General features: G+C 52.2%; 25 protein-coding genes. 16 read left to right on the forward strand and 9 right to left on the reverse strand.

Features of this window, described 5'->3' with window-relative positions:
• Positions 1-90: 90 nt before the first annotated feature.
• Positions 91-636 carry a dTDP-4-dehydrorhamnose 3,5-epimerase gene (rfbC, locus tag ACYZTW_RS02235; protein ID WP_462003568.1) on the reverse strand — a complete coding sequence of 182 codons (546 nt, stop codon included), beginning with the start codon at positions 634-636 and terminating at the stop codon, positions 91-93.
• A 645-nt stretch (positions 637-1,281) separates the two neighbouring features.
• On the opposite strand from rfbC, the gene ACYZTW_RS02240 reads away from it, so the two are divergent.
• The 6 genes from ACYZTW_RS02240 to ACYZTW_RS02265 all read left to right on the forward strand — a co-directional run bounded on the left by ACYZTW_RS02240 (position 1,282) and on the right by ACYZTW_RS02265 (position 9,587).
• On the forward strand, positions 1,282-4,194 hold the full coding sequence (locus ACYZTW_RS02240; RefSeq protein WP_462003569.1) for an aminotransferase: 2,913 nt from the start codon (positions 1,282-1,284) through the stop codon (positions 4,192-4,194).
• A gap of 307 nt (positions 4,195-4,501) precedes the next feature.
• Positions 4,502-5,380 (forward strand): N-carbamoylputrescine amidase, encoded by an 879-nt coding sequence (gene aguB, locus ACYZTW_RS02245; RefSeq protein ID WP_462003570.1) that lies wholly within the window; start codon positions 4,502-4,504, stop codon positions 5,378-5,380.
• A 5-nt stretch (positions 5,381-5,385) separates the two neighbouring features.
• A complete protein-coding gene (aguA, locus tag ACYZTW_RS02250) occupies positions 5,386-6,492 on the forward strand; it encodes an agmatine deiminase (protein WP_056745555.1) in 1,107 nt (368 codons plus the stop codon).
• A 245-nt stretch (positions 6,493-6,737) separates the two neighbouring features.
• Complete coding sequence (locus ACYZTW_RS02255; protein ID WP_462003571.1) at positions 6,738-6,950, forward strand: hypothetical protein; 213 nt, start codon at positions 6,738-6,740, stop codon at positions 6,948-6,950.
• Positions 6,951-7,379: 429 nt separating this feature from the next.
• A complete protein-coding gene (locus ACYZTW_RS02260) occupies positions 7,380-8,051 on the forward strand; it encodes a DsbA family protein (protein ID WP_462003572.1) in 672 nt (223 codons plus the stop codon).
• Positions 8,052-8,303: 252 nt separating this feature from the next.
• Positions 8,304-9,587 carry an OprD family porin gene (locus ACYZTW_RS02265; protein WP_415772744.1) on the forward strand — a complete coding sequence of 428 codons (1,284 nt, stop codon included), beginning with the start codon at positions 8,304-8,306 and terminating at the stop codon, positions 9,585-9,587.
• Between the two features lie 83 nt (positions 9,588-9,670).
• Here the strand turns inward: ACYZTW_RS02265 and ACYZTW_RS02270 are convergent, their stop codons facing one another.
• Positions 9,671-9,967 (reverse strand): DUF3077 domain-containing protein, encoded by a 297-nt coding sequence (locus ACYZTW_RS02270; protein WP_462003573.1) that lies wholly within the window; start codon positions 9,965-9,967, stop codon positions 9,671-9,673.
• A 495-nt stretch (positions 9,968-10,462) separates the two neighbouring features.
• Here ACYZTW_RS02270 and ACYZTW_RS02275 point away from each other — a divergent pair, with 495 nt between their 5' ends.
• Positions 10,463-10,648: a hypothetical protein gene (locus ACYZTW_RS02275; RefSeq protein ID WP_462003574.1), complete on the forward strand. Its 186-nt coding sequence runs from the start codon at positions 10,463-10,465 to the stop codon at positions 10,646-10,648.
• A gap of 53 nt (positions 10,649-10,701) precedes the next feature.
• Here the strand turns inward: ACYZTW_RS02275 and ACYZTW_RS02280 are convergent, their stop codons facing one another.
• Positions 10,702-11,025 (reverse strand): helix-turn-helix domain-containing protein, encoded by a 324-nt coding sequence (locus ACYZTW_RS02280; protein WP_462003575.1) that lies wholly within the window; start codon positions 11,023-11,025, stop codon positions 10,702-10,704.
• 219 nt (positions 11,026-11,244) lie between these two features.
• On the opposite strand from ACYZTW_RS02280, the gene ACYZTW_RS02285 reads away from it, so the two are divergent.
• The 9 genes from ACYZTW_RS02285 (at position 11,245) to ACYZTW_RS02325 (ending at position 17,105) form a co-directional block, all read left to right on the forward strand.
• Positions 11,245-11,466 (forward strand): tautomerase family protein, encoded by a 222-nt coding sequence (locus tag ACYZTW_RS02285; RefSeq protein WP_033058337.1) that lies wholly within the window; start codon positions 11,245-11,247, stop codon positions 11,464-11,466.
• Positions 11,463-12,119 carry a DsbA family oxidoreductase gene (locus tag ACYZTW_RS02290; RefSeq protein WP_462003576.1) on the forward strand — a complete coding sequence of 219 codons (657 nt, stop codon included), beginning with the start codon at positions 11,463-11,465 and terminating at the stop codon, positions 12,117-12,119. Before ACYZTW_RS02285 ends, ACYZTW_RS02290 begins: the two co-directional genes overlap by 4 nt.
• Before the next feature lie 43 nt (positions 12,120-12,162).
• Positions 12,163-12,873 carry an SDR family NAD(P)-dependent oxidoreductase gene (locus tag ACYZTW_RS02295; protein WP_462003577.1) on the forward strand — a complete coding sequence of 237 codons (711 nt, stop codon included), beginning with the start codon at positions 12,163-12,165 and terminating at the stop codon, positions 12,871-12,873.
• A gap of 67 nt (positions 12,874-12,940) precedes the next feature.
• A complete protein-coding gene (locus ACYZTW_RS02300; RefSeq protein ID WP_462003578.1) occupies positions 12,941-13,783 on the forward strand; it encodes an oxidoreductase in 843 nt (280 codons plus the stop codon).
• 530 nt (positions 13,784-14,313) lie between these two features.
• Entirely contained in the window at positions 14,314-14,712 is a 399-nt protein-coding gene (locus ACYZTW_RS02305; RefSeq protein ID WP_462003579.1) for a carboxymuconolactone decarboxylase family protein, read from the forward strand.
• Between the two features lie 121 nt (positions 14,713-14,833).
• Complete coding sequence (locus ACYZTW_RS02310; RefSeq protein WP_462003580.1) at positions 14,834-15,034, forward strand: hypothetical protein; 201 nt, start codon at positions 14,834-14,836, stop codon at positions 15,032-15,034.
• Positions 15,035-15,614: 580 nt separating this feature from the next.
• Positions 15,615-16,457 (forward strand): hypothetical protein, encoded by an 843-nt coding sequence (locus tag ACYZTW_RS02315; RefSeq protein ID WP_462003581.1) that lies wholly within the window; start codon positions 15,615-15,617, stop codon positions 16,455-16,457.
• Positions 16,457-16,786 (forward strand): hypothetical protein, encoded by a 330-nt coding sequence (locus ACYZTW_RS02320; RefSeq protein ID WP_462003582.1) that lies wholly within the window; start codon positions 16,457-16,459, stop codon positions 16,784-16,786. Before ACYZTW_RS02315 ends, ACYZTW_RS02320 begins: the two co-directional genes overlap by 1 nt.
• On the forward strand, positions 16,755-17,105 hold the full coding sequence (locus ACYZTW_RS02325; protein ID WP_313934404.1) for a hypothetical protein: 351 nt from the start codon (positions 16,755-16,757) through the stop codon (positions 17,103-17,105). The genes ACYZTW_RS02320 and ACYZTW_RS02325 overlap by 32 nt, the downstream gene beginning before the upstream one ends.
• Positions 17,106-17,528: 423 nt before the next feature.
• Here the strand turns inward: ACYZTW_RS02325 and ACYZTW_RS02330 are convergent, their stop codons facing one another.
• From ACYZTW_RS02330 to ACYZTW_RS02355, 6 genes are all read right to left on the reverse strand, one after another.
• Complete coding sequence (locus tag ACYZTW_RS02330) at positions 17,529-18,023, reverse strand: hypothetical protein (protein WP_024778028.1); 495 nt, start codon at positions 18,021-18,023, stop codon at positions 17,529-17,531.
• Positions 18,024-18,081: 58 nt separating this feature from the next.
• Positions 18,082-18,432 (reverse strand): hypothetical protein, encoded by a 351-nt coding sequence (locus ACYZTW_RS02335; protein ID WP_462003583.1) that lies wholly within the window; start codon positions 18,430-18,432, stop codon positions 18,082-18,084.
• Positions 18,429-19,409 (reverse strand): integrase domain-containing protein, encoded by a 981-nt coding sequence (locus ACYZTW_RS02340; RefSeq protein ID WP_462003584.1) that lies wholly within the window; start codon positions 19,407-19,409, stop codon positions 18,429-18,431. Before ACYZTW_RS02340 ends, ACYZTW_RS02335 begins: the two co-directional genes overlap by 4 nt.
• Before the next feature lie 1,038 nt (positions 19,410-20,447).
• Positions 20,448-22,475: a hypothetical protein gene (locus tag ACYZTW_RS02345; RefSeq protein WP_462003585.1), complete on the reverse strand. Its 2,028-nt coding sequence runs from the start codon at positions 22,473-22,475 to the stop codon at positions 20,448-20,450.
• Complete coding sequence (locus ACYZTW_RS02350; protein ID WP_462003586.1) at positions 22,475-22,933, reverse strand: hypothetical protein; 459 nt, start codon at positions 22,931-22,933, stop codon at positions 22,475-22,477. The genes ACYZTW_RS02345 and ACYZTW_RS02350 overlap by 1 nt, the downstream gene beginning before the upstream one ends.
• Complete coding sequence (locus ACYZTW_RS02355) at positions 22,933-23,838, reverse strand: hypothetical protein (RefSeq protein ID WP_223543280.1); 906 nt, start codon at positions 23,836-23,838, stop codon at positions 22,933-22,935. The genes ACYZTW_RS02350 and ACYZTW_RS02355 overlap by 1 nt, the downstream gene beginning before the upstream one ends.
• Between the last annotated feature and the right edge of the window lie 590 nt (positions 23,839-24,428).

Consider the following 24,428-nt stretch of genomic DNA (forward strand, 5'->3'; position numbering starts at 1 on the left):
TGGGTACAGGCGCATTATGCCTAGGCTTGCGGGCGCAGTCTGCGCACCGTGGGTCAGGCACCCATGTGCGGTGAAGATTCAGACGGTGTTTCAGGAAAAGACGTCAGCGTCCTTGAAGAACGCGGCGGCCTGATCTTTACCGGACAGTTGCGGTGCTTCATCCAGTTGCCAATCAATGGCCAGGTCCGGATCGTCCCAGCGAATGCTGCGCTCGGCGGACGGTGTGTAGTAGTCGGTGGTTTTGTAGAGAAATTCGGCGGACTCGCTCAGCACCACGAAACCGTGGGCGAAACCCTCCGGGACCCACATTTGACGATGGTTCTCGGCGGACAGACGCACGGCCACCCATTTGCCGAAATGTGGCGAGCTGCGGCGAATGTCCACAGCCACGTCGAGTACTTCACCCACTGTGACGCGAACCAGTTTGCCTTGAGTGTTTTCCAGTTGGTAATGCAGGCCGCGCAATACGCCTTTTTGCGAGCGGGAATGGTTGTCTTGAACGAAATTCGCTTCCAGGCCAGTCACTTCTTTGAAAGCCTTGGCATTGAAGCTTTCATAAAAGAAACCGCGCTCGTCACCAAATACCTTGGGTTCGATGATCAGAACACCGGGCAGGTCGGTGGTGACTACATTCATGGTCTTTCTCCAGCAACAGACGTTGATAGGCGACATTCTTGCCTAAAGTGGTGTCCGGGCGCGAGTGGACCGTGGTTCAGGCAATCAAATTCTGGAAGAGCAGACCACCATTGCATTTATCAACATCGAAGTATTCAAGTATTGTTCAGCTGAAAATTTGAGGTTTTCGACGCGCAAGGCGCTGAAGGTTTTGTACCTCCAATGGTCTTCTTCCGAGCCATCGTTGGCTACGTTCACCTCGCCGAAGTACCAGTGCTTGGACTATAGGTGCTGTCCGTCTTCATCTACGTGAACAAAATTTCATCTCCACGATGAAAACAGGCCTTGTCAGGGGAAAAACCCTTAGATTCGGTCACTTGGACAATTCATTGTGTCGTCCAGGGATGTTGCGAAGCTTTTTCTTGCTGACCTGAAAAGGCAAATGACCACGATTATTCGACAGTCGACGGCATTTTCAGGCCTGGCCTGGTGAAATGAAGGCCTGCCTGACGGCAGGCCATTATCGGCCCGCACACAAAAAAATCTGACACCCTCTCGCTGACTGGAGACCCTCCCCAATGCACACCTCCTGACCGGTATAAGGGGTTGCGTATCGCCCCAAGCAGTGGCGATATAAGCGCCTAATAAAATTTCAGGGGTCGTTGTATGCCACTCGCCACCTTGATTCATCGCGCCAGTTTGCCCAGCCCGCAAGTGTCTGCGGAGCAAGCGCTTGAGCTGTTGAAGGGGCATTACGGGCTGAGTGGAAAGTTGCAGGCCCTCGGCAGCCAGCAGGATCTTAACTATCGGGTCGACAGCGACCAGGGGCGTTTTGTCCTGAAAATATGCCGTGGCGACTACTCGGCGCTGGAGCTGCACGCCCAGCACGCCGGGCTCAAGCATTTGGGTGAACACCCCGATGTGCATGTGCCACGAGTTATTCCCGCCAAAAACGGTGCAGACCTTCTCTCCCTGGAAGTCGGCGGCCAACCGGTGCATGTGCGCCTGCTCGATTACATCGAAGGCCAGTCGCTCACACACCTTGATCATCTGCCCGGTTCAGTGGTGGCCGGTTTCGGTCGGCTCTGCGGTGAAATGGATCTGGCCCTGGCCGGTTTCGACCATCCGGGTCTCGAGCGCACCCTTCAATGGGACGCCCGCCACGCCAACACGTTGATCGCGCATTTGCTGCCGGTCATCAAGGATGACCAGCAACGCCGGCTGATTGCCGATGCGGCTGAACGGGCCGAGCGTCATTTGCAGCCGCTTGTGGATAAGTTGCCGGTACAGGCGATTCACATGGATATCACCGACGACAATGTGGTGTGGCAGCGAGACTCGCAACGCCAGTGGCAATTGCAGGGTGTGATCGATTTCGGCGACTTGGTCCGTACCTGGCGCATCACTGATCTGTCGGTGACGTGTGCGGCGCTGCTGCACCACGCCGATGGCGATCCGTTCTGCATTTTGCCGGCGGTCCAGGCCTATCACGCCGTCAATCCGCTGCAACATGAAGAACTGTTAGCGCTCTGGCCGCTGATCGTCGCCCGTGCGGCGGTGTTGGTGCTCAGCGGCGAACAGCAGGTCAGCATCGATCCTGGCAACGCGTACAGTCGCGACAACCTCACCCATGAGTGGGAGATTTTCCGTGTCGCTACATCGGCGCCTTTGGCGTTGATGGAAGCGGCGATCCTTACTTCGGTCGGCCATAGCTTGCCGAGCATCGGCAGCGAAGGCTTCGCGCCGCTGCTGCCAAGTCTGGTCGGGCGTGAGTTTGCGCTGATCGATTTGGGCGTGCTCAGTCCGCATTTTGAAGCCGGCAACTGGGAGCAGGAGGGGATCGATCAGCGTCTGCTGACCGAGGCTGCTGCGGCTCACGGTCTGGCGGCCAGTCGTTATGGGCAATATCGCTTGTCCCGCACCCGCCCGGACTGCGCCACTGAGTCAGACACGTGCCCATTGCACGTCGAATTGCGAGTGCCCCACGGCACGGCGGTCGAGTCACCGTTTGCCGGGGTGGTGCATCAGCCGGCGGTGGGTGTGCTGCAACTGGACGGCCCGCAACTGAGCGTGCGTCTGTGGGGCGTGACCCCGTCGCTGCACAGGGGCGCAGCGCTGGTCAAAGGCCAGGTGCTGGGTTCGGTCAGCGGGCCACTGATCGTGCAGTTGTGCCGAGGCGCTTCGTTCAATGCGCCCTTGTTTTGTTCGCCTTCTCGCGCCGCGGCCTGGCAAGCGTTGTGCCCGTCGCCAGCGACTCTGCTGGGGTTGGCCTGTGACGCTGAAGAAGAACTCGATTCGCAGACGTTGCTGGCGCGCCGTGATGCCAGTTTCGCCCGTACCCAGAAGCACTATTATGTCGACCCACCGCGCATCGAACGTGGCTGGCGCAATCACCTGATCGACATGCAAGGCCGCTCCTACCTCGACATGCTCAACAACGTCGCGGTGCTGGGCCACGGTCATCCGCGCATGGCCGCTGTCGCCAGCCGTCAGTGGTCACTGCTCAACACCAACTCGCGTTTTAACTACGCGGCGATTGCCGAGTTCTCCGAACGTTTGCTGAAACTGTCGCCGGACTCCATGGACCGGGTGTTTCTGGTCAACAGTGGCAGCGAGGCCAATGACCTGGCAATCCGCCTGGCATGGGCCTACAGCGGCGGTCGCGACATGGTCAGCGTGCTGGAGGCCTATCACGGCTGGACAGTAGGCGCGGATGCGGTCTCGACCTCGATTGCCGACAACCCGAAAGCCTTGAGCAGCCGTCCGGACTGGGTGCATCCGGTCACCGCGCCAAATACCTATCGCGGCGAATTCCGTGGACCGGATAGCGCGCCGGACTACGTGCGCAGCGTCGAACACCACCTGGCGAAAATTGCCGAGCAGAAACGTCAGCTGGCCGGTTTCATCTGCGAGCCGGTGTACGGCAATGCCGGCGGTATCTCGTTGCCGCCTGGGTATTTGAAGCAGGTTTATGCGCTGGTTCGCGCTCAGGGCGGTGTGTGTATTGCTGACGAAGTGCAGGTCGGTTACGGCCGCATGGGTAACTTTTTCTGGGGTTTCGAAGAGCAGGGTGTGGTGCCGGACATCATCACCATGGCCAAAGGCATGGGCAACGGCCAGCCGCTCGGTGCGGTGATCACCCGTCGGGAAATCGCCGAAGCGCTGGAAGCCGAGGGTTACTTCTTCTCGTCGGCCGGCGGCAGCCCGGTCAGTTGCCAGATCGGCATGGCGGTGCTGGATGTGATGGAAGAAGAAAAGCTCTGGGAAAACGCTCAGGTCGTGGGAGGACATTTCAAGGAACGGCTTGAAGCGCTGATCGATGTTCATCCGCTGGTGGGCGCGGTGCATGGTTCCGGCTTCTATCTGGGCGTCGAGTTGATCCGCAACCGCGAAACCCTGGAACCGGCGACCGAAGAAACCACGGCGCTGTGTGATCGATTGCGCGAGCTGGGGATCTTCATGCAGCCGACCGGTGATTACCTGAACATCCTCAAGATCAAACCGCCGATGGTGACCTCGCGTCAGAGTGTGGATTTCTTCGTGGATATGCTGTCGAAGGTGCTCGCAGAGGGTCTGTAAACACCCATCCCCCTTGTGGGAGCGAGCCTGCTCGCGAAGGCGGTCAACCATTCAGCCTGTGTGTTGACTGACCCAGCGCTTTCGCGAGCAGGCTCGCTCCCACAGGGACTGCGTTAAAATTCGATTGTTATCGGGTTTAAGTGCTTTGTTTTTCGACAGATGGAAGATTAAATGCTTTTAAAGCCGATTTTTATCGGCTATAAAGTCACCGCTGCGCCGGTGTGGACCCTCCACGCCCGGTGCTTCCCATTTCTGTCATCGGTCGATGCCTCACTCGACCCTCAAGCAATTGCCCCGGAGATGATTCATGAGCCGTATCGTTACCGTCGCCGCCACCCAGATGGCCTGTTCCTGGGACCTTGAAGCCAACATCGAGACCGCTGAGCGGCTGGTCCGTGAGGCTGCGGCGAAAGGCGCGCAGATCATTCTGATCCAGGAACTGTTCGAGGCTCCGTACTTCTGCCAAAAGCCGAACCCGGATTACCTGCAGCTGGCCACGACCGTTGAAGACAACGTCGCCATCAAGCACTTCCAGAAAGTCGCCAAAGAACTGCAAGTCGTTTTGCCGATCAGCTTCTACGAACTGGCGGGCCGGGCGCGTTTCAACAGCATCGCGATCATCGATGCCGACGGTTCCAATCTCGGGATTTATCGTAAAAGTCATATCCCGGACGGCCCTGGCTACCACGAAAAGTACTACTTCAATCCGGGCGATACCGGCTTCAAAGTCTGGAACACCCGTTACGCGAAAATCGGCGTGGGCATCTGCTGGGACCAGTGGTTCCCGGAATGCGCCCGCAGCATGGCGTTGCTGGGCGCGGAAATCCTGTTCTACCCGACCGCGATCGGCAGCGAGCCACACGACAAGACCATTTCGTCCCGTGATCACTGGCAGCGCGTGCAACAAGGCCATGCCGGCGCCAACCTGATGCCGCTGATCGCCAGCAACCGCATCGGCAACGAAGAGCAGGACGGCTACGACATTACGTTTTACGGCTCGTCGTTCATCGCCAACCAGTTCGGCGAGAAGGTTCAAGAACTCAACGAAACCGAAGAAGGCATACTGGTTCAGAGCTTCGACCTCGACGAGCTGGAGCACATCCGCAGCGCGTGGGGTTCGTTCCGCGATCGTCGCCCGAACCTGTATGGCACACTAAAGACCCTCGACGGTTCCCTGGAGTCCTGATCGCTATGACCACTTTGAACAGCACCCCTCGCGCCGACGGCTTTTACATGCCGGCCGAGTGGGCGCCGCAAACCCAGACCTGGATGATCTGGCCCGAGCGCCCGGACAACTGGCGTCTGGGTGGCAAACCGGCGCAAGCCGCGCACGTCGCGGTGGCTAAAGCCATTGCGCGTTTCGAACCGGTGACCGTGGCGGTTTCCGCCGGCCAATACGAAAACGCCCGTGCCCGTCTGGACGTGCCGAATATTCGTGTGGTGGAAATGTCCAGCGACGACGCCTGGGTTCGCGATACCGGCCCGACGTTTGTTATCAATAACAGTGGCGAAGTCCGTGGTGTGAACTGGGACTTCAACTCCTGGGGCGGTTTCGACGGGGGGCTTTATTCGCCGTGGAATCGCGATTCGCAGGTGGGCGGCAAGATCCTTGAGATTGAGCGCAGCCAGCGCTACCGCACCGAGGGCTTTGTGCTCGAAGGCGGTTCGATCCATGTCGATGGCGAAGGCACGCTGATCACCACCGAAGAATGCCTGCTTAACCGCAATCGCAACCCGCACATGAACCGTGCAGAAATCGAAGCGGTGCTCAGTGCGAATCTGGCTGTGGATAAAATCATCTGGCTGCCGGACGGTTTGTTCAACGACGAAACCGACGGCCATGTGGATAACTTCTGCTGCTACGTGCGTCCGGGCGAAGTCTTGTTGGCCTGGACCGATGACCCGCAGGACCCGAACTACCCACGCTGCCAGGCGGCAATGAAAGTGCTGGAAAGCAGCACCGACGCCAAGGGGCGCCCATTCACGGTGCACAAGATGCCGATTCCGGGGCCGCTGTATGCGACCGAAGAAGAGTGCGCCGGTGTGGATCCGGTGGACGGTACTCAGGAACGTAATCCGACCGTTCGTTTGGCGGGTTCCTACGTGAACTTTCTGATCGTTAACGGCGGCATCATTGCGCCGAGCTTTGACGATCCGTTGGATGGCCCGGCAAAAGAGATTTTGCAGGCACTGTTCCCGCAGCACGAAGTGGTGATGGTGCCCGGCCGCGAACTGTTACTGGGAGGCGGTAACATCCACTGCCTTACCCAACAACAGCCAGCACCGCACAAGGAGTGAGTGGGGTTGTAACAGCTTGAGTTGATTGCAGAATCAGCACGGCCACCGTTTTCCCTTCCCGCCTTACAGGAAGCCCGCAGCCCTTCAGGACCGCGGGCTTTTTTGTATCCGCTTGTCGACAGTTGCGAAACCTTGGCACAGCTCTTGTATCTCTCATGGCGCAATACAGGGAGGGGGAGAACTGCGATGTTCTGTCATAAACCTTGGATAAGTTAGCCGCTCACAAACCAGGAGAGAGCGCGGAAATGAACGCCGAAATGAATGTAGTGAGCGAACGGGCGTTGCATCCCCTGGCAGCAAACAGCGAATCGCTCCAGGTCCTGGCGCACTGGTTGAAGTCCAATGGAACGCGTCAGATCAGAGAACCTGATCCGCGCCGGATGATGATCGAGCGCTACCCCGCTGGTTTATTCAGCGAAGCGGAGCTGGAAGCGTTGTGGGATGTGATGGAAGGATAAGAAGAAAAAACAACGGATTGGTAAAAGCGCTGCCGGGATGGCGGCGCTTTTTTATGGGCGAAGGTTTTGTGAGTTACACACCGAGCACCTGTGGGAGCGAGCCTGCTCGCGAAAGCGGTCTGACAGTCAACAGTGATGCTGAATGTGCCGACCTCTTCGCGAGCAGGCTCGCTCCCACAGGTGCTCGGTGTGAATACATTATTTGTGATCCACACCGGTAAAACGGTGTTTAGAAGCTATAGGTGCCGGTCACGACCAGGCTGCGCGGTGCGCCCGGCTGAATCTGCGCCGTCGAGATTGCTGCAACGGGGCGGGTTCATTCGACCGATTCATGAAACAGACTGAAAGCCATTCCAGCATTTTTCAGAAACGGTTGGGGGACTAATCTGCCGGCATCTCGTTTTCCTACGCTTTTGCCGGAGCCTTCCCATGATCCTTCACTACATTTACGACCCGTTATGCGGCTGGTGCTACGGCGCAAAACCACTGGTGCAAGCCGCCCAGGCTGTGTTGCCAGTGATCGCCCACGGCGGCGGCATGATGACCGGCGCCAACCGCCAGACCGTCTCGCCACAACTGCGCAACTACGTGATGCCCCATGACCGGCGTATCGCCGAGTACACCGGTCAGCCGTTCGGCGAGGCGTATTTCGAAGGATTGCTGCGCGATGAGACAGCGGTTTTCGATTCCGTACCGCCGATTGCCGCGGTGCTGGCAGCCGAGCAGATCGCCGGCCGCGGACTGGAGTTGCTGGGACGTTTGCAGAGTGCTCACTACGAGGAAGGTCGACGCATTGCCGAAGAAGCGGTCCTGTTTGAACTCGCACAAGACATCGGTCTGGAGTCCCAAGCGTTCCAGGCTGCGTTCAAAGACGCTGAAACCGATCGCCATATCAAGGACAGTCGAGCACGCTTGGCTGAGGTCGGCGGTCAGGGTTTCCCGACCTTCGCCCTGGAACACAACGGCCAATTCACCCTGATCGATATCAGCCCCTGGCTCGGCAAGCCGCAAGCCTTCGCGGCATGGCTGAGTCAGTCGCTTCCCGCACAAGCGTTGTCATCGGAGCTTCAAGCCTGTGGCCTGAACGGCTGCACTCATTGACGGCGACAAGTGATTTCTTAGACGTTTTTCGCCTATTTACAGACGATTCATGAAATTGACACATCGTTAAGGGCGCGGCTAGGATTCGCCCCACGCCTGTGGCTAACCGCCATGACTCATAAAATAACAAAAAGGCCCGCCACGATTTCTTCGTGCGCGGGCCTTTTTGTTTGGGGTGAAAAAAGAGTGCGATAGCGCCGTTTCAGCCGTTCGACACAGCGCGTATCAACCGATCATAAGGAAAAGAACAAAATGTTGAACAAGCGAATCAGCCTGATCGCTCTGGGGATGTTGAGTGCTACACAGGTCATGGCTAACGACCAGGCCGAATCCAAGGGTTTTGTTGAAGACAGCAGCCTCAAAGTACTGCTGCGCAATGCCTACATCAATCGCGACAAAAAAGACGGCAACGACGACCAGCGTGAATGGGGCCAGGCTGCCATCGGCACCTACACCTCGGGCTTCACCCAAGGTACCGTCGGCGTGGGCGTTGATGCCTTCGGTCTGTACGGCTTGCGTCTGGACCGTGGTAGCCACAGCGGCGGCCAAGGCATCGACTTCTTTAAGGAAGGCGATAGCGGTAACCCGGCCGGCGACCTGGCCAAAGCCGGTGGCGCGGTAAAATTCCGCGTATCCAGCACCGTTCTGACTTACGGCGACCAGATGCCAGTCCTGCCGGTGTTGAGCTACGACAACGGGCGTCTGCTGCCGGAAAGCTACACCGGCACCCTGATCACCTCCAAGGAGATCAAAGGCCTGGAGCTGAACGCCGGTCGCTTCACCGCCGAATCGCGCAAAAGCGCTGAAGGCCATGACAGCGGCGGCCTGAAGTCGATCAACGTGTTGGGCGGTAGTTACCAGTTCACCGAACAGTTCAAGGCTGCGCTGTACGCCTCCGACGTCGAAGACGTGCTGAAGAAGCAATACGTGAACGCCAACTACGTATTCCCGATCGACAAGGATCAGTCCCTGACCCTGGACTTCAACGGCTACCGCACCAAGCTGGACGATTCCTACGTCCGCGACAGCGGTGCCACCGGCGACGACAACAAGATCTGGAGCCTGGCCGCCACATTCGCCACCGGCGCGCACTCGTTCACGCTCGCCCACCAGCGCAGCACCGGCGACAGCAACCTGGGCTACCCGTACGGCGGCTACCAGAAAGACCAAGGTCGCGTCGGCGATGGTGGCAACACTATCTACCTGGCGAACTCCTACTGGTCCGACTTCAACGCCGAAGACGAACGCAGCTGGCAGTTGGGCTACGGCCTCGACTTCAGCACCTTCGGAATTCCAGGCCTGAGCTACAACTTCGCCTACGTACGTGGCGACAACATCACCACCTCCACCAGCGAAGGCGGTACCGAGCGCGAAATCTTCAACCAGTTCAAGTACGTCGTGCAAAGCGGCCCGGCCAAAGACCTGAGCGTGAAACTGCGTAGCTCCATCCTGCGTGTGTCGCAGAAGTCGAGTGAGTACAACTCCAGCGGCAATGAAGTGCGTGTGTTCGTGGATTACCCGATCAACATTTTCTGATGATCGGTTGCGCTATCGAGGCCTGATGCAAGGCTGAGAAAGAAGAAGCCCCGACTGGTTCGGGGCTTTTTTGTGGGTGCGATTTAGATCGGAACGGCGTTATTTGCTCGGTTGTTACCCGGCGCATCGAGCACCTTCGCCACGTCATCAATGATTGCCTTGCTCATATCCTGCAAAAAATGCGACGCCCAAGCATGCCGATCGGAGTCTCGAATCATGGCGGCGTCTGATGCGAGAAGTTTGGCGACGTGGAGCAGATCGGAGGCGTGGGAGAGGGCTTGGATGACCGGGACACCGGCGTTGATGCGGAACAGCGGTTGGTTGGCGTGGTAGGAGAAAGGGGTGAGGCCGATGGTTTTCAGGTCTTGGGGGTTGGTCATTGGGCACCTCCGGTTTTTGGGCGGTGGTGGGTAACCAGTGAAGCAGAAATGAAAATTTTGGACGGATCGATAGCGGGCATTAGCAAAAACTCCTGAATCAAAGTTAGAGCTACCACGTTCGTTATCAGGCGAATGGGTGGCAGCTATGCGCGGGCTGATAAACCGGAGATACAGGAACCCGGCAGACCCGAAGGTCTCCCACGCACAGCCGCCATTACACGGAAATGCAGGCACAAAAAAACGCCAACAATCGTGATTATGGGCGCTTGTGCGCCTGTATCTTACTCGGGTTATCAGGCCCGGTCGCTGAATTGGCAGCGACGGTCTGAAGGTAGCTTGAGGGAGGAGGATGCGCAATCGTGGCTAGGTGGTGGCGTGGGTTGAAGGTTTTAGTGATTTTTATGGCTGGGCAATAATTATTGCCCAGCCATAATTTTCATAATTTGAAGAAGGCGTGCTGATAGCCTTGCCGACTTGCTGAAGGAGGCGCCAGGAATGGACATCGAATTGGATCAGTTTCAAAAGGATTTACTGGAATCTGTACGCGAAATGAATGAGAGCCACGCCCTTCCCATAGCTGGGGTTAGGCCGTTAATGCCGGAGCGCTTCGACTCGCACATGTCGTCGCCAGCGACACGTCCTCATAACGTGTCGCAAAAATTGAAAAAATGCGACACGTAACAAGACGGACTACATCAGAAGGGGCTGAGTCCTACTGCAAAATCGCACAACGTCTAGCAGGCGTTAGCTTGTGAAATTACGATCTGAGGTAAAGCCCCGGCATCGTTGGATGGCAACGTAAAAGTCGTTCGAAAACCGAGTTTATCCAGCATGTCCATCATTGCATCGATCGTAAATTTCTCGATCTTGCCAGTGGTGAGTTCTGAGACGCGTGATTGGGTCACGTTCAACCTGGCTGCAGCCTCACTTTGTTTGAGGCCCAGGGTTTTGATGTAGTCAGTGATGAATATCGATAGCTCCATCTTCAACGCTTTTTTGCTAGCGACTTCGCTGTCATGCGTGGCATGGAATGGGCTGTCGAAAAATTGAACTGCCATGAACGTCTCCCTCCTTTGAGTTATCTAAAATTTGCAATAAATGCAGGCTAGTCGATTGATCGTTTTTAATGCAAACGTATTGTGTCTGCGAGACATAACTCATTACACCAAGTAACTAATGATGTTCCCGCCCCCACCTTTATCCCCTCCAGCTAACTCCCTACATTGAGCTCCAACGCCTCCCCATCATCCAGATGAGAAGGTCACTGGAGATTCCTCATGCCTTTCGTAAGCGTACGCATCACCCGCGATGGCGTTACCTCTGAGCAGAAAGCTCAGGTGATCGCCGAAATCACTGAAACCCTGGAACGCGTCCTGAAGAAGGATCCGCACCTGACCCACATCGTGATCGAAGAAGTCGACACCGATAACTGGGGCTACGCTGGCATCACCACCACTCAGTACCGCAGGCAACTGGCAGAGGCGGAGGACAAGTCATGACCGCGTCCGTCTCCATCGATTTCATCTCCGACGTGGTGTGCCCGTGGTGCGCGTTGGGCGCGACGGCGCTGGAGCAGGCGATCGAGAACGTGGCGGGTGAGGTCTCGGTGGAGCTGACCTACAAGCCCTTCGAGTTGAACCCGGACATGCCGGCGGTCGGCGAGAAAGCGGTCGAGCATTTGATGCGCAAATATGGACGAACCGCCGAAGACGTCGCCGCCGGCAAGGCGATGCAGATCGAACGTGGCGCGGCCATTGGTTTCAAGTTCGATCTGGAGAAGCGCAGCCACTTCTACAACACGTTTGATGCTCATCGGTTGTTGATGTGGGCGTTGCAGGAAGGGCGGCAGGTCGCCCTCAAGAAAATCCTGCTCCGCGCTTACTTCACCGACGGCCAGAACCCGAGCGATCGCGAGACGCTGGTTGGCCTGGCTGCTGAAGCGGGACTGGATGCGGCGGCTGCTCAAGAAGTATTGGCGTCCGGAGCGTTCACCAAAGAAGTGCGTGAGCTTGAAGCGTTTTACCGCCAGCGCGGCATCAACTCGGTACCGGCCATGATCCTCAACGGTCGTCACCTGGTGTCCGGTTCGCAGTCGGTCGAGTACTACGAACAAATGTTGAGACAAATGGCCAAGGCCCCCGCCGAAGCCTGATTACTTATTTTTCAAACCATCTTTTATTTAGTAGAGGTTCATCATGAGCAATTCGAAAAAAGTCATCGTTATCACTGGCGCATCCCAAGGTCTCGGCGACGGTATGGTCAAGGCCTTCCGTGAACTGGGTTACCAAATTGTCGCCACTTCGCGTTCGATCAAGCCGTCCACCGATCCGGACATCCTCACCGTGGCTGGCGACATTGGCGAACCGGCGACCGCACAGCGCGTCATCCGTGAAGCGATCGCACGTTTTGGTCGCATCGACACCCTGGTCAACAACGCCGGTATCTTCATCGCCAAGCCTTTCACCGCGTACACCGCTGAAGACTATGCCAATGTGCTGTCGGTGAACGTCAATGGCTTCTTCTACATAACTCAGCTCGCCATCGCCGAGATGGAAAAACAGGGCAAAGGCCACGTTGTCAACATCACCACCAGCCTGGTGGACCACGCCATCGACGGTGTGCCATCGGTACTGGCTTCGCTGACCAAAGGTGGCCTGAATGCCGCAACCAAATCCCTGGCCATCGAATACGCCAAACGCGGTATTCGTGTGAACGCGGTCAGCCCCGGCATCATCAAGACGCCGATGCACGGCGAAGAAACCCATGAAGCGCTGGGGAATCTGCACCCGGTCGGGCACATGGGCGAGATCAGCGACATTGCGCAGGCCGTCGTGTATCTGGACAGCGCCAACTTTGTCACGGGTGAAATCCTGCACGTTGATGGTGGTCAGAGTGCCGGTCACTAAGACCTGACTTGATCCGTCCGCAGCGCCGTCGATCAATGTCGACGGCGTTTTCATTGGAGAGCGCACCATGAATGCCCACGTTCACAAGGTTTTCCTGATCACCGGGGTCAGTTCAGGCTTCGGCCTGGCTTTTTCGCAAGCAGCGCTGGCGGCGGGCCACACGGTGGTGGGTACGGTGCGGCGCGAATCCGAGTGTGCTGCGTTCGAAGCGCTGGATGCTCATCGCGCCAAAGCGTTCGTGCTCGACGTCACCGATTTTCCGGCGATCGAGCCGCTGGTGGCCAATATCCTGCGTGAGGTGGGCCGGATCGATGTGTTGGTGAACAACGCCGGTTATGGTCATGAGGGCATCCTCGAAGAGTCACCTCTGACAGAGATGCAGCGCCAGTTCGACGTTAATGTGTTTGGCGCGGTGGCAATGATCAAGGCGGTTCTGCCCGGTATGCGTGAGCGGCGCAGCGGGCATATCGTCAACATCACCTCCATGGCCGGCTTCATCACTTTGCCGGGCATCGCCTACTACAGCGGCAGCAAATTCGCCCTCGAAGGCGTCAGTGAAGCGCTGGCCAAAGAAGTGGAAAGTCTGGGTATTCACGTGACCGCCATGGCACCGGGCTCGTTTCGTACCGAATGGGCAGGCCGCTCGATGATCCGTTCGGGTCGCACATTGAGTGAGTACGACGCGGTGTTCGATCCGGTCCGCAAGGCGCGTGAAGAAAAGAGTGGCAAGCAGGCCGGCGATCCGCACAAGGCGGCGCAGGCATTGTTGACCCTGGTGGCTGCGCAAAAGCCGCCGGTTCATCTGTTACTGGGTAAGGATGCAGTGAGGCTGGTGCGCGAAAAGATTGCGCACCTTCAGGCGGAAATCGACGCCTGGGAGCACCTTTCGGAGTCGACGGAATTCGACTGATCGAAACCCTCGTCGCATAGAAACTCAAACCCCGGAAACAACAAAGCCCTCGTATTTCTACGAGGGCTTTGTTTTGTAGGGTGCGGCACCAGACGAACGGTATGTTGTGGGGAGGCGAGGTTTTCCTGGGGGCTGGATTTCGGTGGAAAATTCGGCGTACCCCAACTAGTAACTATAAATAAATCAGCTAGTTATGGCGCTCAGTGGAATCGAACCCGGAATTTATAGCGCATCAGCACGCTTTACCTGCACGTGCATCATCCGAAGTCAGCTAATGCTCAGGTAACGTCGATGAATTAAATCACTACGCCCTCTGTATCGTCTCTGAGCCAGCCCGCCAAGTTTGATAACTCCAGATACTTAGTGGTACGTCATTGCGCCTAAAAGAACTAAATCCATCCTATTGTTTCTACGATGTTTAAGAATTCATTGCTGGAGTCGTCCTTCTGCCGGCTCTGGCATGGCCGCCAGCGAACTAAACTAGTTGTATCTGTGTAGCAGATGTCTCTAGAGAGGCAAGGAGGTGTCAAATGGCTATTCAAGATACCTATCGGGAAATTGAACAGACCCTGGGTCAGGTACCGGAGTGGATTAAGCAGATGCCGGAAAGCGGAGCGAGCGGATTCTGGGGCGTGGCTCGGGACTTCTGGCTGGCGGATACCAAGATTCCTAATAAGTACAAGGAGTTGATAGGTCTGGCGGTGTCGGGGGCGACCCGTTGTAAGTATTGCGCCCTGTTCCATACCGAAGCTGCGCGCTTGTTTGGCGCGAGCGACGAGGAAATTTCCGAAGCCAGCTTTATGGGCGGGCTAACCATGATGGGCAGCACCTTTATTAACGCCCAGCAGATCGACTACGAGCAGTTCCGGCGGGAGACGCTGAGTATCGTCCGGTATGTCAAAGATCACTCGCAACCCAAAGCCGCTTAAGCCGTTGCGGGAACCAGTCCTTCGCCAGCTGACGAAGGATAAGCTGATTGCAATCACCAGCGATGGTCCTAGGACCACCGCTCGGTGGCAAGCGGCTGTGCTGCGAGCCATCGGCGAACTAATGCAATACAGCGATACCGCCCGCGAAGAAAGCCAAGACCTGCGCATTCCCTTCGCCAAAGCACTCCATGACCTCTATGCGGGACAGAAGTCCGACGCCGAGTTGACGGAAATGGTGTTGCTGATGCTGGAAGTGGAAACCGCCCCCTTGCTCGGCAAAGGGCCCCAGGCAGGAGCGGCATCTGGGAACAATGGCCTCTGAGAAGTGGAAAAGGGAAAACTTTATTTTCCCAAATGGAAACCGTCGTTTATCCCCTGGTCTTGAGCAAAAAAGCCCCGCACGATTTGAGCATGCTGATTACGGCAACCTAGGCTTGGCGGGTGTATTGGCGTGCGTTTTAGGTGGGTGCAATCGCTCGTCGACGTCACGCTGAAGCGAATGTGTAACGGCAGGGGGGGCTATCAAGGTCGGGTGGAAGCAGATTCTCCAACCCCAGAAACAACAAAGCCCTCGTATTTCTACGAGGGCTTTGTTTTGTATGGTCGGCACCAGGAGTCGAATTGGATATTAATCTATTGATTTATAGGGATTATTTTTTTCTGTAATGTGATTTCTATCTCTACTGATACCCTTGTGATGCAAAATGCCGATGCAGGTACGTAGGGCAATAGTAAAGATATTTTGGATATTTGGGCATGTCAGACTGTAAGTCTAAAACCCTCGGGTTGATAATTAACTGTGTCTAGCAAGTGTTGCAGGCTTATATGGTTATAGTTTACGATTGATGGCAGAAATTGATTTTGGTGATCAGTTGATACTTTATTTTTAATGGATTAAAAGGATGTTGAAAACAGTTGTGTGTTTTCTCGGTCGTCTGAGAATTATCTCTAGTTTTATTTGGCTGGGATGGCTACTTCTTTTAAATTTCAGTGCTGCAGCAAGTGATATGCAGGTTTTAAGTTTGCAACAACCTGCGCTGAAGTTTGATCGAGCAATCATCGGCTATCATGATCCTAGTTCTATGGTTGTGGACGATGATTTTACGTATGGATTGGAAGAAATCACCCCAATCCTACGGCCAAATCCTACGGGGTATATTGATCAAAAGGAGACGGATATCCATTCGGATTCTTGGTGGTCTAGTTTGAGTCCAGTAGATTTTTTGATATGGGTGCCTCTGATTGCCTTAATTGTTACTAACTTCGTGTCAATTTATAACCTCAGAGAAGCATCCAAGGCAGCCATAAAGAAAGAACTTGCAGTTGATTCGTATAAGCATATTAAAAATCAGCTATCCGAATTCTATGACCCGCTAAATGCGTTGGTTAGTACTAATTATGATATGTTTCAGTCGCTAGGGCCTAAAACATTTCCCGAAGATTTTTATAAAGGGGGAGAGGCTGCTGAGCTTTGGGATGATATAGTCAATGAAGTCATTTTGCCTAATAATGAATCGATAGTAGAAATTATAAAAACAAAATCTTATCTAATTGACCCATCGGATGATCTTGATAACTATTTTTATTATGTAAAGCATGCTCAGTCTTATATGCTTTTTAGAAAACAGGCCAACAGCCTGCATGGAAAGTTTCCCTACCCGAACGAATTACTTGGTAACATAGTTAAAGTGCGCAGTTTGGTAATAAGTAAACTTAAGAGCAAGGAAAAGGAGCTCAGTGCATAATGGGTATTCAATGGTTGAAGGCACAGATTGAGAATCACGATAGGATTATATCAACCTCGTTTCCGGGAGGAAGGTGTCTAAAAATCGAATATAGGTTGGAAAGTGGTGGTTCGGCCGAGGAGATTGTTTATATTCCCGACGGGCAAGAGTATTTGATCGGGGATGATGTCATTGACCGAGTTGCCGGCCTCGGGGTTACATTAATCGTGCCTTCACATTTCAGCAAGGTTACTGGTGCGGCTAAAATGTACGGTCGAACGAGGAATATTAGAGTTTTAGATAATATGAAGCAGTTTTTTGCAATTCTACACGCCGGAGACTCCTATTAAACGTAGTGATGTGTATAGGCTTTGGTTGCGAGACAAATATCAGTCAGACGTGAAGGCCATTAAGTTGGCCTTTATCTTTGGTAGTGTTGCTCGACACGACGGAGTTTATGGCGACTGTGATTTAATGATCTGCAGTTATGAAGGCCCCGGTACCCGTGCGTGGGCTAGCTTGAGGGGCTGCAATGATATAAATAAAGAGAAGTTTGAGTCGTTGTTTGGTATTAAACTCTCGGTATTGCTGCTGACTCAGCAGGAGTATGAAGAAGATATTGATATTTTAAATAGAATAAAAATAGCGCCTAGGGTTAATGTGTACTAATTTTGTCTGCCCTTATTGAAAGTTGATTTATTTATTCCTCAGGGCATCTTGGGAATAAGTAAATCAGCTTGATTTCTGTCGTCCGAAAAAACATCCAGAGATCGGAGAAAAAAAACGGGGACAGACCACGATTAATTTGGCGTCTGCATATTCATTTAAGCTAGGAATCGTGGTCTGTCCTCGAATTACGAGTCGTTTCTGGTGCGGAAATTGTGCCGGCTGAAAAATGATCCGTGGAGTTAGCTATGGCCTGGCCGTTGGCCCCCGCGGGGTTCGAATGTTAGCGTTGACGAGTCAACGCTAACGCCCATCACTTTTTTGCTGCAATCGTGGGCCGATAAAGCTAAAGAAGGTAGTCAAAATAAGGCAACACGTGTTCTGCAAGGACATTCCGTGTATCGGTGATTGCGGTGCCGAGTGGTGTCAGTACTGCTCTGGTACGCTTCTCGCGTGTATTGCCATCTTCAAAAATTTGGCAAGTTCACGCTCGATAACGTCCTTATTTAGGGAGGGTAGTCCAAAATCAGTACGGTCGGTCCCGTGTTTCCCGGGACGCTGATCGTAATAGCTTACATATTCTACTTTCTGAGAGGTGATCATTCCGTTGATTGAGAACACTACCTGGGCACTTCTATTTGTTCCAAAAACCGCCCCTTTCTCTGGGATCAAACGTAAGGAAACATAAATAGTTTCCTCTCTACTGCGAATTTCCTCTACCTCAGCCGGGAAGCCATATTTTTTTGCATCTGCGACAAACTCCGCGAAGATCGGTTCTACAACACTCGATACCGTTGCGTTGAACTTTTCTACGAAATCATTTTGTGCTGCTTGCTTGAGCGCCTGCGCATCTGCAATGCGCGCTTCCATCTCTGCTTTTTTCTTATCGTGCTCTTGGATTACGCTATCGAAAATTGACAAAGCTACATCTCCATTAAGTGTTTTTTACCCTATGTCAATGCTGGCCCAATGACCTCAATCAGGTCAATCTAAATCGATCTGTGGTGGTCAAGTGCACCTCACCTGAGGTTCGCGATGGATACGAATTTTCACCTAGTACTTTGAATTTCCAGGATTTTCCTAAGCGACGAATGAGAAGATTCACTGTCAGCAGATAGTAATAGCGCGTTGACTTGGAGCGATGATTCACATGGTGATTTAAAAACCAGTCGAGATGCTTTTGCTGCCAGGTCCATGGGTTATCTCGGTGCCAGCGTTTAGAAATCGCTACTTGGATGGCCTTTGATTGGCGTAGGTGACGATTGCGTGTGGCGTAAGAACCGGTCAGAACCCCTAGGAGAAAAAGCTCCATGTTGAATGGCTTATTCATCCTTGACCACCGATGTACGCCGATACTACGCCGATACGACCGTGCCCCAATTCATAGCTGATTTGTGAGCGTGCCTCTCGATCAAGCCCTGGATCAAGTTGGCTACACCTGCCGTCGTTGATGGGCGCTAAATGATTGGTAATCTGCTCGTAGCGTTCGCATGCATAGGCTGCGCGCAGTTCGTGGAAGCCTTTTAGGTTCTGGGTGTGAAGAACATCTCGTGCTGGGCGTACGGCACCTCGCTGGAAATCCATATAGCTTTCGTTCGGCGCAAGCAGGTTTCGGCTGCCATCGGGTGAGACCTTTTCGGCATGCCTGAGAGCTTCATGGATATTCTCATCCACCTTGATCCAACGAGGAGCTGACGCACCCGAACGGCCACCTTTGGTCCCATTCTGGATGTTGATCTTGCCGTAGTGTTCGGCCTCACGCTTCAGGCGTGGAATGTCGGCCAAAATGGCCTCGCGCAAGCGCATCCCAGTGGCGCGTGCCAACAGTGCAATGGCCGCCGCGCGCGCGAGTTGGTGTTCGCAAAGCGCATCGACGATTCGCTTTATTTGCTCGCGATCCTGACCTTGGGAAACTGCTGTGCGAGTGTGGGAGCGTTGCATTCCCAATGCTTTGCTTGGACTTGGCACTTTCACATATTGATCACCGCGCAGCGCGGCCATGGTCCGGTTCACACTGGATAATCGGTTTTGCGCGGTCGCGATGGCCAACTCACCATCTTCAACTTGCTGGCGCAGATGTCCGGCGTAGTCCAGCAAGGTCTGCCGATCAATCTGCCGCGCATCGTTAAACCCTGGCCCATCCTCCGACCGGCACCAGCGTACAAACGCCTGCCAACGATCACTGTGCGCCTTGACCGTCCCGTAATGTCCGCCGCCAAATAGATCGCGCAACGCCTGTGGCCCGGCATAACTCAATTGCCGGCCATAGCCGAAATTGCGCCCATCTCGCCTACCGACCAATGCCATGACCGAACTCCTCTCGAAGCCAAACCGTTAAAACCTTCCCCACGTCATCCCGCCACGAATGTTGAGTGTTATCAGGGATCAAGGCCCCTGCGACCTGTGAGGGTTGTCCACTAACGCGGGACTGGCGGCTCTTTTCGACCGGGAGCTTGGGCCTCTCATGATCTGGCCTCCTGAGCACTTCCGAGGAAGTGGGCGGGTGGAGGCTGCGCTGGCTGACGAGACCAACGCCGCGAGATCCTGAGCCGGGTGAAGGCAGTAATGCGATGACCGGGGTATGCCTGACTGTCAGTCAGGTGCAGTCCATTCCATAGGCTGCGGCACCATCATCTGCATCGCTGTTGCTGGTGACTTAGGTGTTTGTCACGCCGATTGTCACGAGGGGAAATGCCGCAATGCCTTGTACGAGGTGAGCTGCAGCAGTGGTAGGAGCGCCCGTCTCTTTCCGGAAGAAAGAGACGGGCGCAAGTTGGCGCAAGGAAATGGCCAAGCGGATAGGTTGCTGCAGGGCAGCTATAAAGGGGTATGAGTTGCCGCAGTGGGCACTCTGGTAGAAGTAGGCATCCATCACATCGCTGTGACCGTGCGAGCCGCCGGACGCTAATCGCACTTTGGGAGAACCACCACGGTGTGGCGTAGCCTCAAAGGTTCTGGCTACCTGGGTTACTGTCAACGACAGCGCTCTGCCCGATCTTTTCTACGCCTGTGGATAATTCGGGTCAAGGCTCGAATTTTCCGGAGTTCTGCGGCTGTGGATGAAATTATTCACCCGTGGAAATCAGTGGTTTTCCACAGACAGCTGCGTGGGCTTTTAGATTTTTTAAGTGAGCTTCATGCAAGCAGGGAGGCTCCGTGGTCCGACAATAGAATCACCGCAATATGCGAGCATAGCCCTGTTCGATATGCGTCATATATTGCTTTTAAATGATGTGCGTTAGGGGGGCGAGATTTGGTCTAGCTCAATTTAGGGTTTTTAATGAGCAGGGTCTACACATGCTAGTCGACCCTGCTACAAGAGAACATACTTTAATCTGCACTTTGTTATATAAGGGGACTGCTTTCAGAGGGGGCTGTTTTTTGAACTGATGGTTTAAGTATGTAGTCGTCAAAAAAGTATATATTCAGATCCTTGCCTTTGCATGCACTTTCCAGTTCGCTTTTTTCCATGCTCGTGGCGAAAATAACCTGGCCACCATAAGACTTGCTTTTTAACGCTGTATCGATCAATGAAATAAAGCTATTTTTACTTGCTTCGTGCTGTCGCGGTTCGTCAAATACCACAAAACCACCATGGTTTATCTCTTTCTCCGTTCCTGCGAGTTCTAAAAGTCCGAGAGTGTAAGCCCAAATAACACGGATATAATCACTCGCAGAAGTTTCTGCTACAATATCATATCCCTCTTGCTCTGGTCGCAAAGTTTGATCCGACACAGATATGGAATTTATTGCCGCGTGATCGAATTGGAATGACTCAAGGTTGCGTCGTATTATCTGTTCTAATTTTGTTATGGTCGCGTACTTATTAGTTTCAGAGCTGTTTTTTCTTGCCAGCCTCAATGAGTCAGAAGCCGTACGCCACGCGGATTGAATTCGTTCAATTTGCTCATTAAGATTTTTTTCTGAATCTTGGAGCTTTTCCACTTCCTTAAGTTGTATTTCTGCTTGTATTTTTTCTCTTAGGATTGCTTTTGTTGCGGCATTTATATCCTCAAAGTCGGCTCTTAAATTATTTAGCTTATCTTGCTCGACGCCTAGTCGTGCTTGGATTAGCTTAGAGCTAGCTTGGAAGTGTTGGATTTCTCCGGCGGTCTTTAATTTGATAGAACTGAAGAAGTCTATTTGATTTTTGAGGAATTCAATATTTTCCTCGAGCGTCATAGGCGCTCTTTGGGTTGAGTTAGAACCTAAGGTGTCGTACATGTTGCTGTCACAAATTGGACATTTGGAAATGTCTAGCTCATCATTGATGACACTTCCCACAGATTTAAGTCGTCGCAACTGTTGGTATTGGTTTAAATCATGTTTCAAAGTTGACGTTTTTTTATCCGTTTCCGATAGAGATAGTAGTGAATTCTCTATTTTTCTTGCTGTATTTTCCGACTCTCTCTGAAGGGTGCGGATTATACTCGCTTGCGATTCAATCTTCTCATTACTTGGTTGGTTTTCAGAAATGCCGTTGCTCAGTTTTTCGATTAGTTTTTTGAGCGAGGATCGCTGGTTGTTTAGGCTTATGTATATGTCATTCTCTAAGTAGGAGAAGTTCACGTACGCCTTTTCCTTTGTTTTTTCTATGTCGGGGATTATATTGATTCTGACACTGTTGAAGTCGGCGATACTTTCGGCGGTAGATCTTATTTTTTCCCACTCTTTTTCCGCGGAATCTACTTTGGCTTTGAGCATGAAGATCTTTTTCTCTTGCTCAAAACTGTTGAATCCTAGGCAGAATTCGGCTGCGTTTTTCTTAACATTTCTGATGTTGTAATGGGTAGGTATGTTTGCTTGTATTTCTGACCATCCGCGTTTTTGTTCGATGAAAAATAGAGGAAATATACATTCTAGATATAGTTTTGTTTCTTTGCCATCGAAAGTAACTACCTCAGGGAGCGTCCAACCAATGAATTTTGCAAGCCAGTGATGAAAACCTAGTTCGCTTTTTGCAGAGCCAACTTCTCCAGCTGCACCTAGAAAATAATCTTGCGTTGATATCAATGAGCTAACCGTGATTTTTTGGCTGTTTCCTTCGATTTCTCTTAGTAGGGTTGCCTCATCTCCGCGACTATTGACTATCTTTAATTGCACATTGGAGCTTTGTACTAAATATGGTGTCTCGTCGGTTTTGCTTTTGTAAATGACTTCATAGAGGGACTTGGGGAACGGTCTTTTACGACTTGGGCCGAGAATTGCCTCAAGCCCGAGTCCAAATGCAATGGCGTTAATACAGGTTGATTTGCCGGAGGAGTTATTTGCACGTATTATATTCAAGCCGTCATTAAAAAATAGCTTTGCAGAGAAAGGGCCGCTTGAAGTATTGACGGAGATTTCTAGTTCTTTGATTTTTAGACCAAGCATTATATTAGTCCCCCTGTGAGGCTTTTAACTTTAGCGTCAGTGAGTTTTTTTCCAAAGTTATCTAAAAAATCTATTTCTTCTTGCATCACTGCGCTTTCAAGAATGATTCTATAGATATCTTGACCAGCATCTGTAATGTGGACTCTACCATCGGATAATGTAACTAATGCTTTTGCCACACAAATCTCGATTGCTTTGTATGTCGCTGTATCCACTGATATTAGGGGTATATCAAGGGTTCGATCTTTTAAATAGTCTTCATATTCTGGCCATCTATTTTTTCTAATAAGCATCCAGATCAATATGTTCAGTTTTTTGGAATCTAAGTATTTCTTTTCGTTGGATACCCGCTCAATACTGATAATAATCAGCGAGATCCTCCAGAGTGGCCGCATCTCTATAGGTATAGGGTATGGCTTATCACTTATTATCGGAGTTATCTGACGTTCATTTTTCATTATTTAAAGTCCATGTAGCACTCTGCAATCCATTTGGAAAGATAGCCAAAGGTTAATGATTGAACGTTAGTGTCGGACATGAATTTCGAGTGCTTTGAAAAGGCTTCTTTATTATTTTCAACAATACTTTTTACAAAGTCAGAATCTAGCTTCGATAGGAATATGGAATTCTCTTTTATGCTTTCTAATTGCGCTCTTGCACTATCTTCGATTGTCGCATGAAGGTTCGGGTGATCATCACGAAGCTGTTCAAGAAATTTATCAATCTGAATATATTTTGAAACGACAATGTTTTGGAAGTCTTCACTCCGTTCACCCATTAATTTGGTGGATTTTCTTGCGATATTTGAAGAGAACTGCGCATTACTTGATATCCAAGTATTTCGTAAGCTTTCATCAACAGTTAATAATGGAATGTTGATTGCTGCATTGTAAACGCCTTGAGCATAAAGCTTACCATCGGGATAGCTCTCTGCTGTCTCTATTTTTACTTTGAATGTGGAGTTTTCTATATAGGAAATGTCTTCAAGTATTACTTCTTTTTTCTTTTTGTTACAGTATGAAATTAAGTCTTTAGACTTGAATTCAGGGGTTAGTAGTACCCATTGATTTATTTTGATGTCGTCAATTAGTTTTAATATTTCTTTTTCGTTTTCTTTGAGTTTTTTAAGATCGTCGTTTATTTTCTTTTGTATTCTTTTTTTATATATTCCCATTTCAATACCGCTGTCTGGGTAGTAGCACTGAAATATTGTCCCATCAATCGTGTAAAACTCTAAGCCTAAATCTCCGCCATCTTGATCGGGGACAGTGTAGAAATTTTTTGCACCGAAATGCTGTCTAAGCATTACTTCGCAAAAACTTTCCCATTCCTTTGGCGAGAGATTTTCAATAAAGCCGCTCATTTCAACGTTCCCAGATATGAATCACTATTTTTTTGGAATTTGTTTTATTTTGATATCGGCTTTGGTTAGAACTTACAACTGTAAGCATCTTTAGATTTTGTAGAGGTGGCCACTTAAAGATTTGGACGGTTTTGTGATAAATATTTATAGGTATAACGGCTTTACGCTTGGCCCAGGTATTAGCCAGAGAGCAGACATGTGCGTATAGGTTAAGCCTAATGAGTTTTTTGGAGGCTACGCGATTTTTCAGCTCTAATCGAAGGCAACAGCAATGGGGATTGGCGTTGAGAGGGCCAGCTAGACTCGTTGCGCGGATTTTCATTGAACTCCTTCTCAACTTCGCTGACGATTGAAGTTTACTGCTCCTTTGACGGCTTTCCATTAAAGGTCTGGGCCTTGCCAGTCCTTTCTTCGATGGATGCCCACCAAAATGTGCATTTTGGTCGAGATTGCTGCTTGCCATGGGCGAGGTTCGCCCTCTCAACGCAGTGTGCCACAATTTTGCCATCAGCTTTACAGGAGCGTCTATGGGCCGCAACGCAAACACCTCTTTCAACCGGGTTGTTGCGGTTCGACTGTTTCAGTCCACA

Source organism: Pseudomonas sp. LB3P25 (assembly GCF_054897985.1).

Coding starts and splice junctions, on each gene's coding strand:
- rfbC (WP_462003568.1), bottom strand. CDS start 636: ATGAATGTAGTCACCACCGACCTGCCCGGTGTTCTGATCATCGAACCC.
- ACYZTW_RS02240 (WP_462003569.1), top strand. CDS start 1,282: ATGCCACTCGCCACCTTGATTCATCGCGCCAGTTTGCCCAGCCCGCAA.
- aguB (WP_462003570.1), top strand. CDS start 4,502: ATGAGCCGTATCGTTACCGTCGCCGCCACCCAGATGGCCTGTTCCTGG.
- aguA (WP_056745555.1), top strand. CDS start 5,386: ATGACCACTTTGAACAGCACCCCTCGCGCCGACGGCTTTTACATGCCG.
- ACYZTW_RS02255 (WP_462003571.1), top strand. CDS start 6,738: ATGAACGCCGAAATGAATGTAGTGAGCGAACGGGCGTTGCATCCCCTG.
- ACYZTW_RS02260 (WP_462003572.1), top strand. CDS start 7,380: ATGATCCTTCACTACATTTACGACCCGTTATGCGGCTGGTGCTACGGC.
- ACYZTW_RS02265 (WP_415772744.1), top strand. CDS start 8,304: ATGTTGAACAAGCGAATCAGCCTGATCGCTCTGGGGATGTTGAGTGCT.
- ACYZTW_RS02270 (WP_462003573.1), bottom strand. CDS start 9,967: ATGACCAACCCCCAAGACCTGAAAACCATCGGCCTCACCCCTTTCTCC.
- ACYZTW_RS02275 (WP_462003574.1), top strand. CDS start 10,463: ATGGACATCGAATTGGATCAGTTTCAAAAGGATTTACTGGAATCTGTA.
- ACYZTW_RS02280 (WP_462003575.1), bottom strand. CDS start 11,025: ATGGCAGTTCAATTTTTCGACAGCCCATTCCATGCCACGCATGACAGC.
- ACYZTW_RS02285 (WP_033058337.1), top strand. CDS start 11,245: ATGCCTTTCGTAAGCGTACGCATCACCCGCGATGGCGTTACCTCTGAG.
- ACYZTW_RS02290 (WP_462003576.1), top strand. CDS start 11,463: ATGACCGCGTCCGTCTCCATCGATTTCATCTCCGACGTGGTGTGCCCG.
- ACYZTW_RS02295 (WP_462003577.1), top strand. CDS start 12,163: ATGAGCAATTCGAAAAAAGTCATCGTTATCACTGGCGCATCCCAAGGT.
- ACYZTW_RS02300 (WP_462003578.1), top strand. CDS start 12,941: ATGAATGCCCACGTTCACAAGGTTTTCCTGATCACCGGGGTCAGTTCA.
- ACYZTW_RS02305 (WP_462003579.1), top strand. CDS start 14,314: ATGGCTATTCAAGATACCTATCGGGAAATTGAACAGACCCTGGGTCAG.
- ACYZTW_RS02310 (WP_462003580.1), top strand. CDS start 14,834: ATGCAATACAGCGATACCGCCCGCGAAGAAAGCCAAGACCTGCGCATT.
- ACYZTW_RS02315 (WP_462003581.1), top strand. CDS start 15,615: ATGTTGAAAACAGTTGTGTGTTTTCTCGGTCGTCTGAGAATTATCTCT.
- ACYZTW_RS02320 (WP_462003582.1), top strand. CDS start 16,457: ATGGGTATTCAATGGTTGAAGGCACAGATTGAGAATCACGATAGGATT.
- ACYZTW_RS02335 (WP_462003583.1), bottom strand. CDS start 18,432: ATGAATAAGCCATTCAACATGGAGCTTTTTCTCCTAGGGGTTCTGACC.
- ACYZTW_RS02340 (WP_462003584.1), bottom strand. CDS start 19,409: ATGGCATTGGTCGGTAGGCGAGATGGGCGCAATTTCGGCTATGGCCGG.
- ACYZTW_RS02345 (WP_462003585.1), bottom strand. CDS start 22,475: ATGCTTGGTCTAAAAATCAAAGAACTAGAAATCTCCGTCAATACTTCA.
- ACYZTW_RS02350 (WP_462003586.1), bottom strand. CDS start 22,933: ATGAAAAATGAACGTCAGATAACTCCGATAATAAGTGATAAGCCATAC.
- ACYZTW_RS02355 (WP_223543280.1), bottom strand. CDS start 23,838: ATGAGCGGCTTTATTGAAAATCTCTCGCCAAAGGAATGGGAAAGTTTT.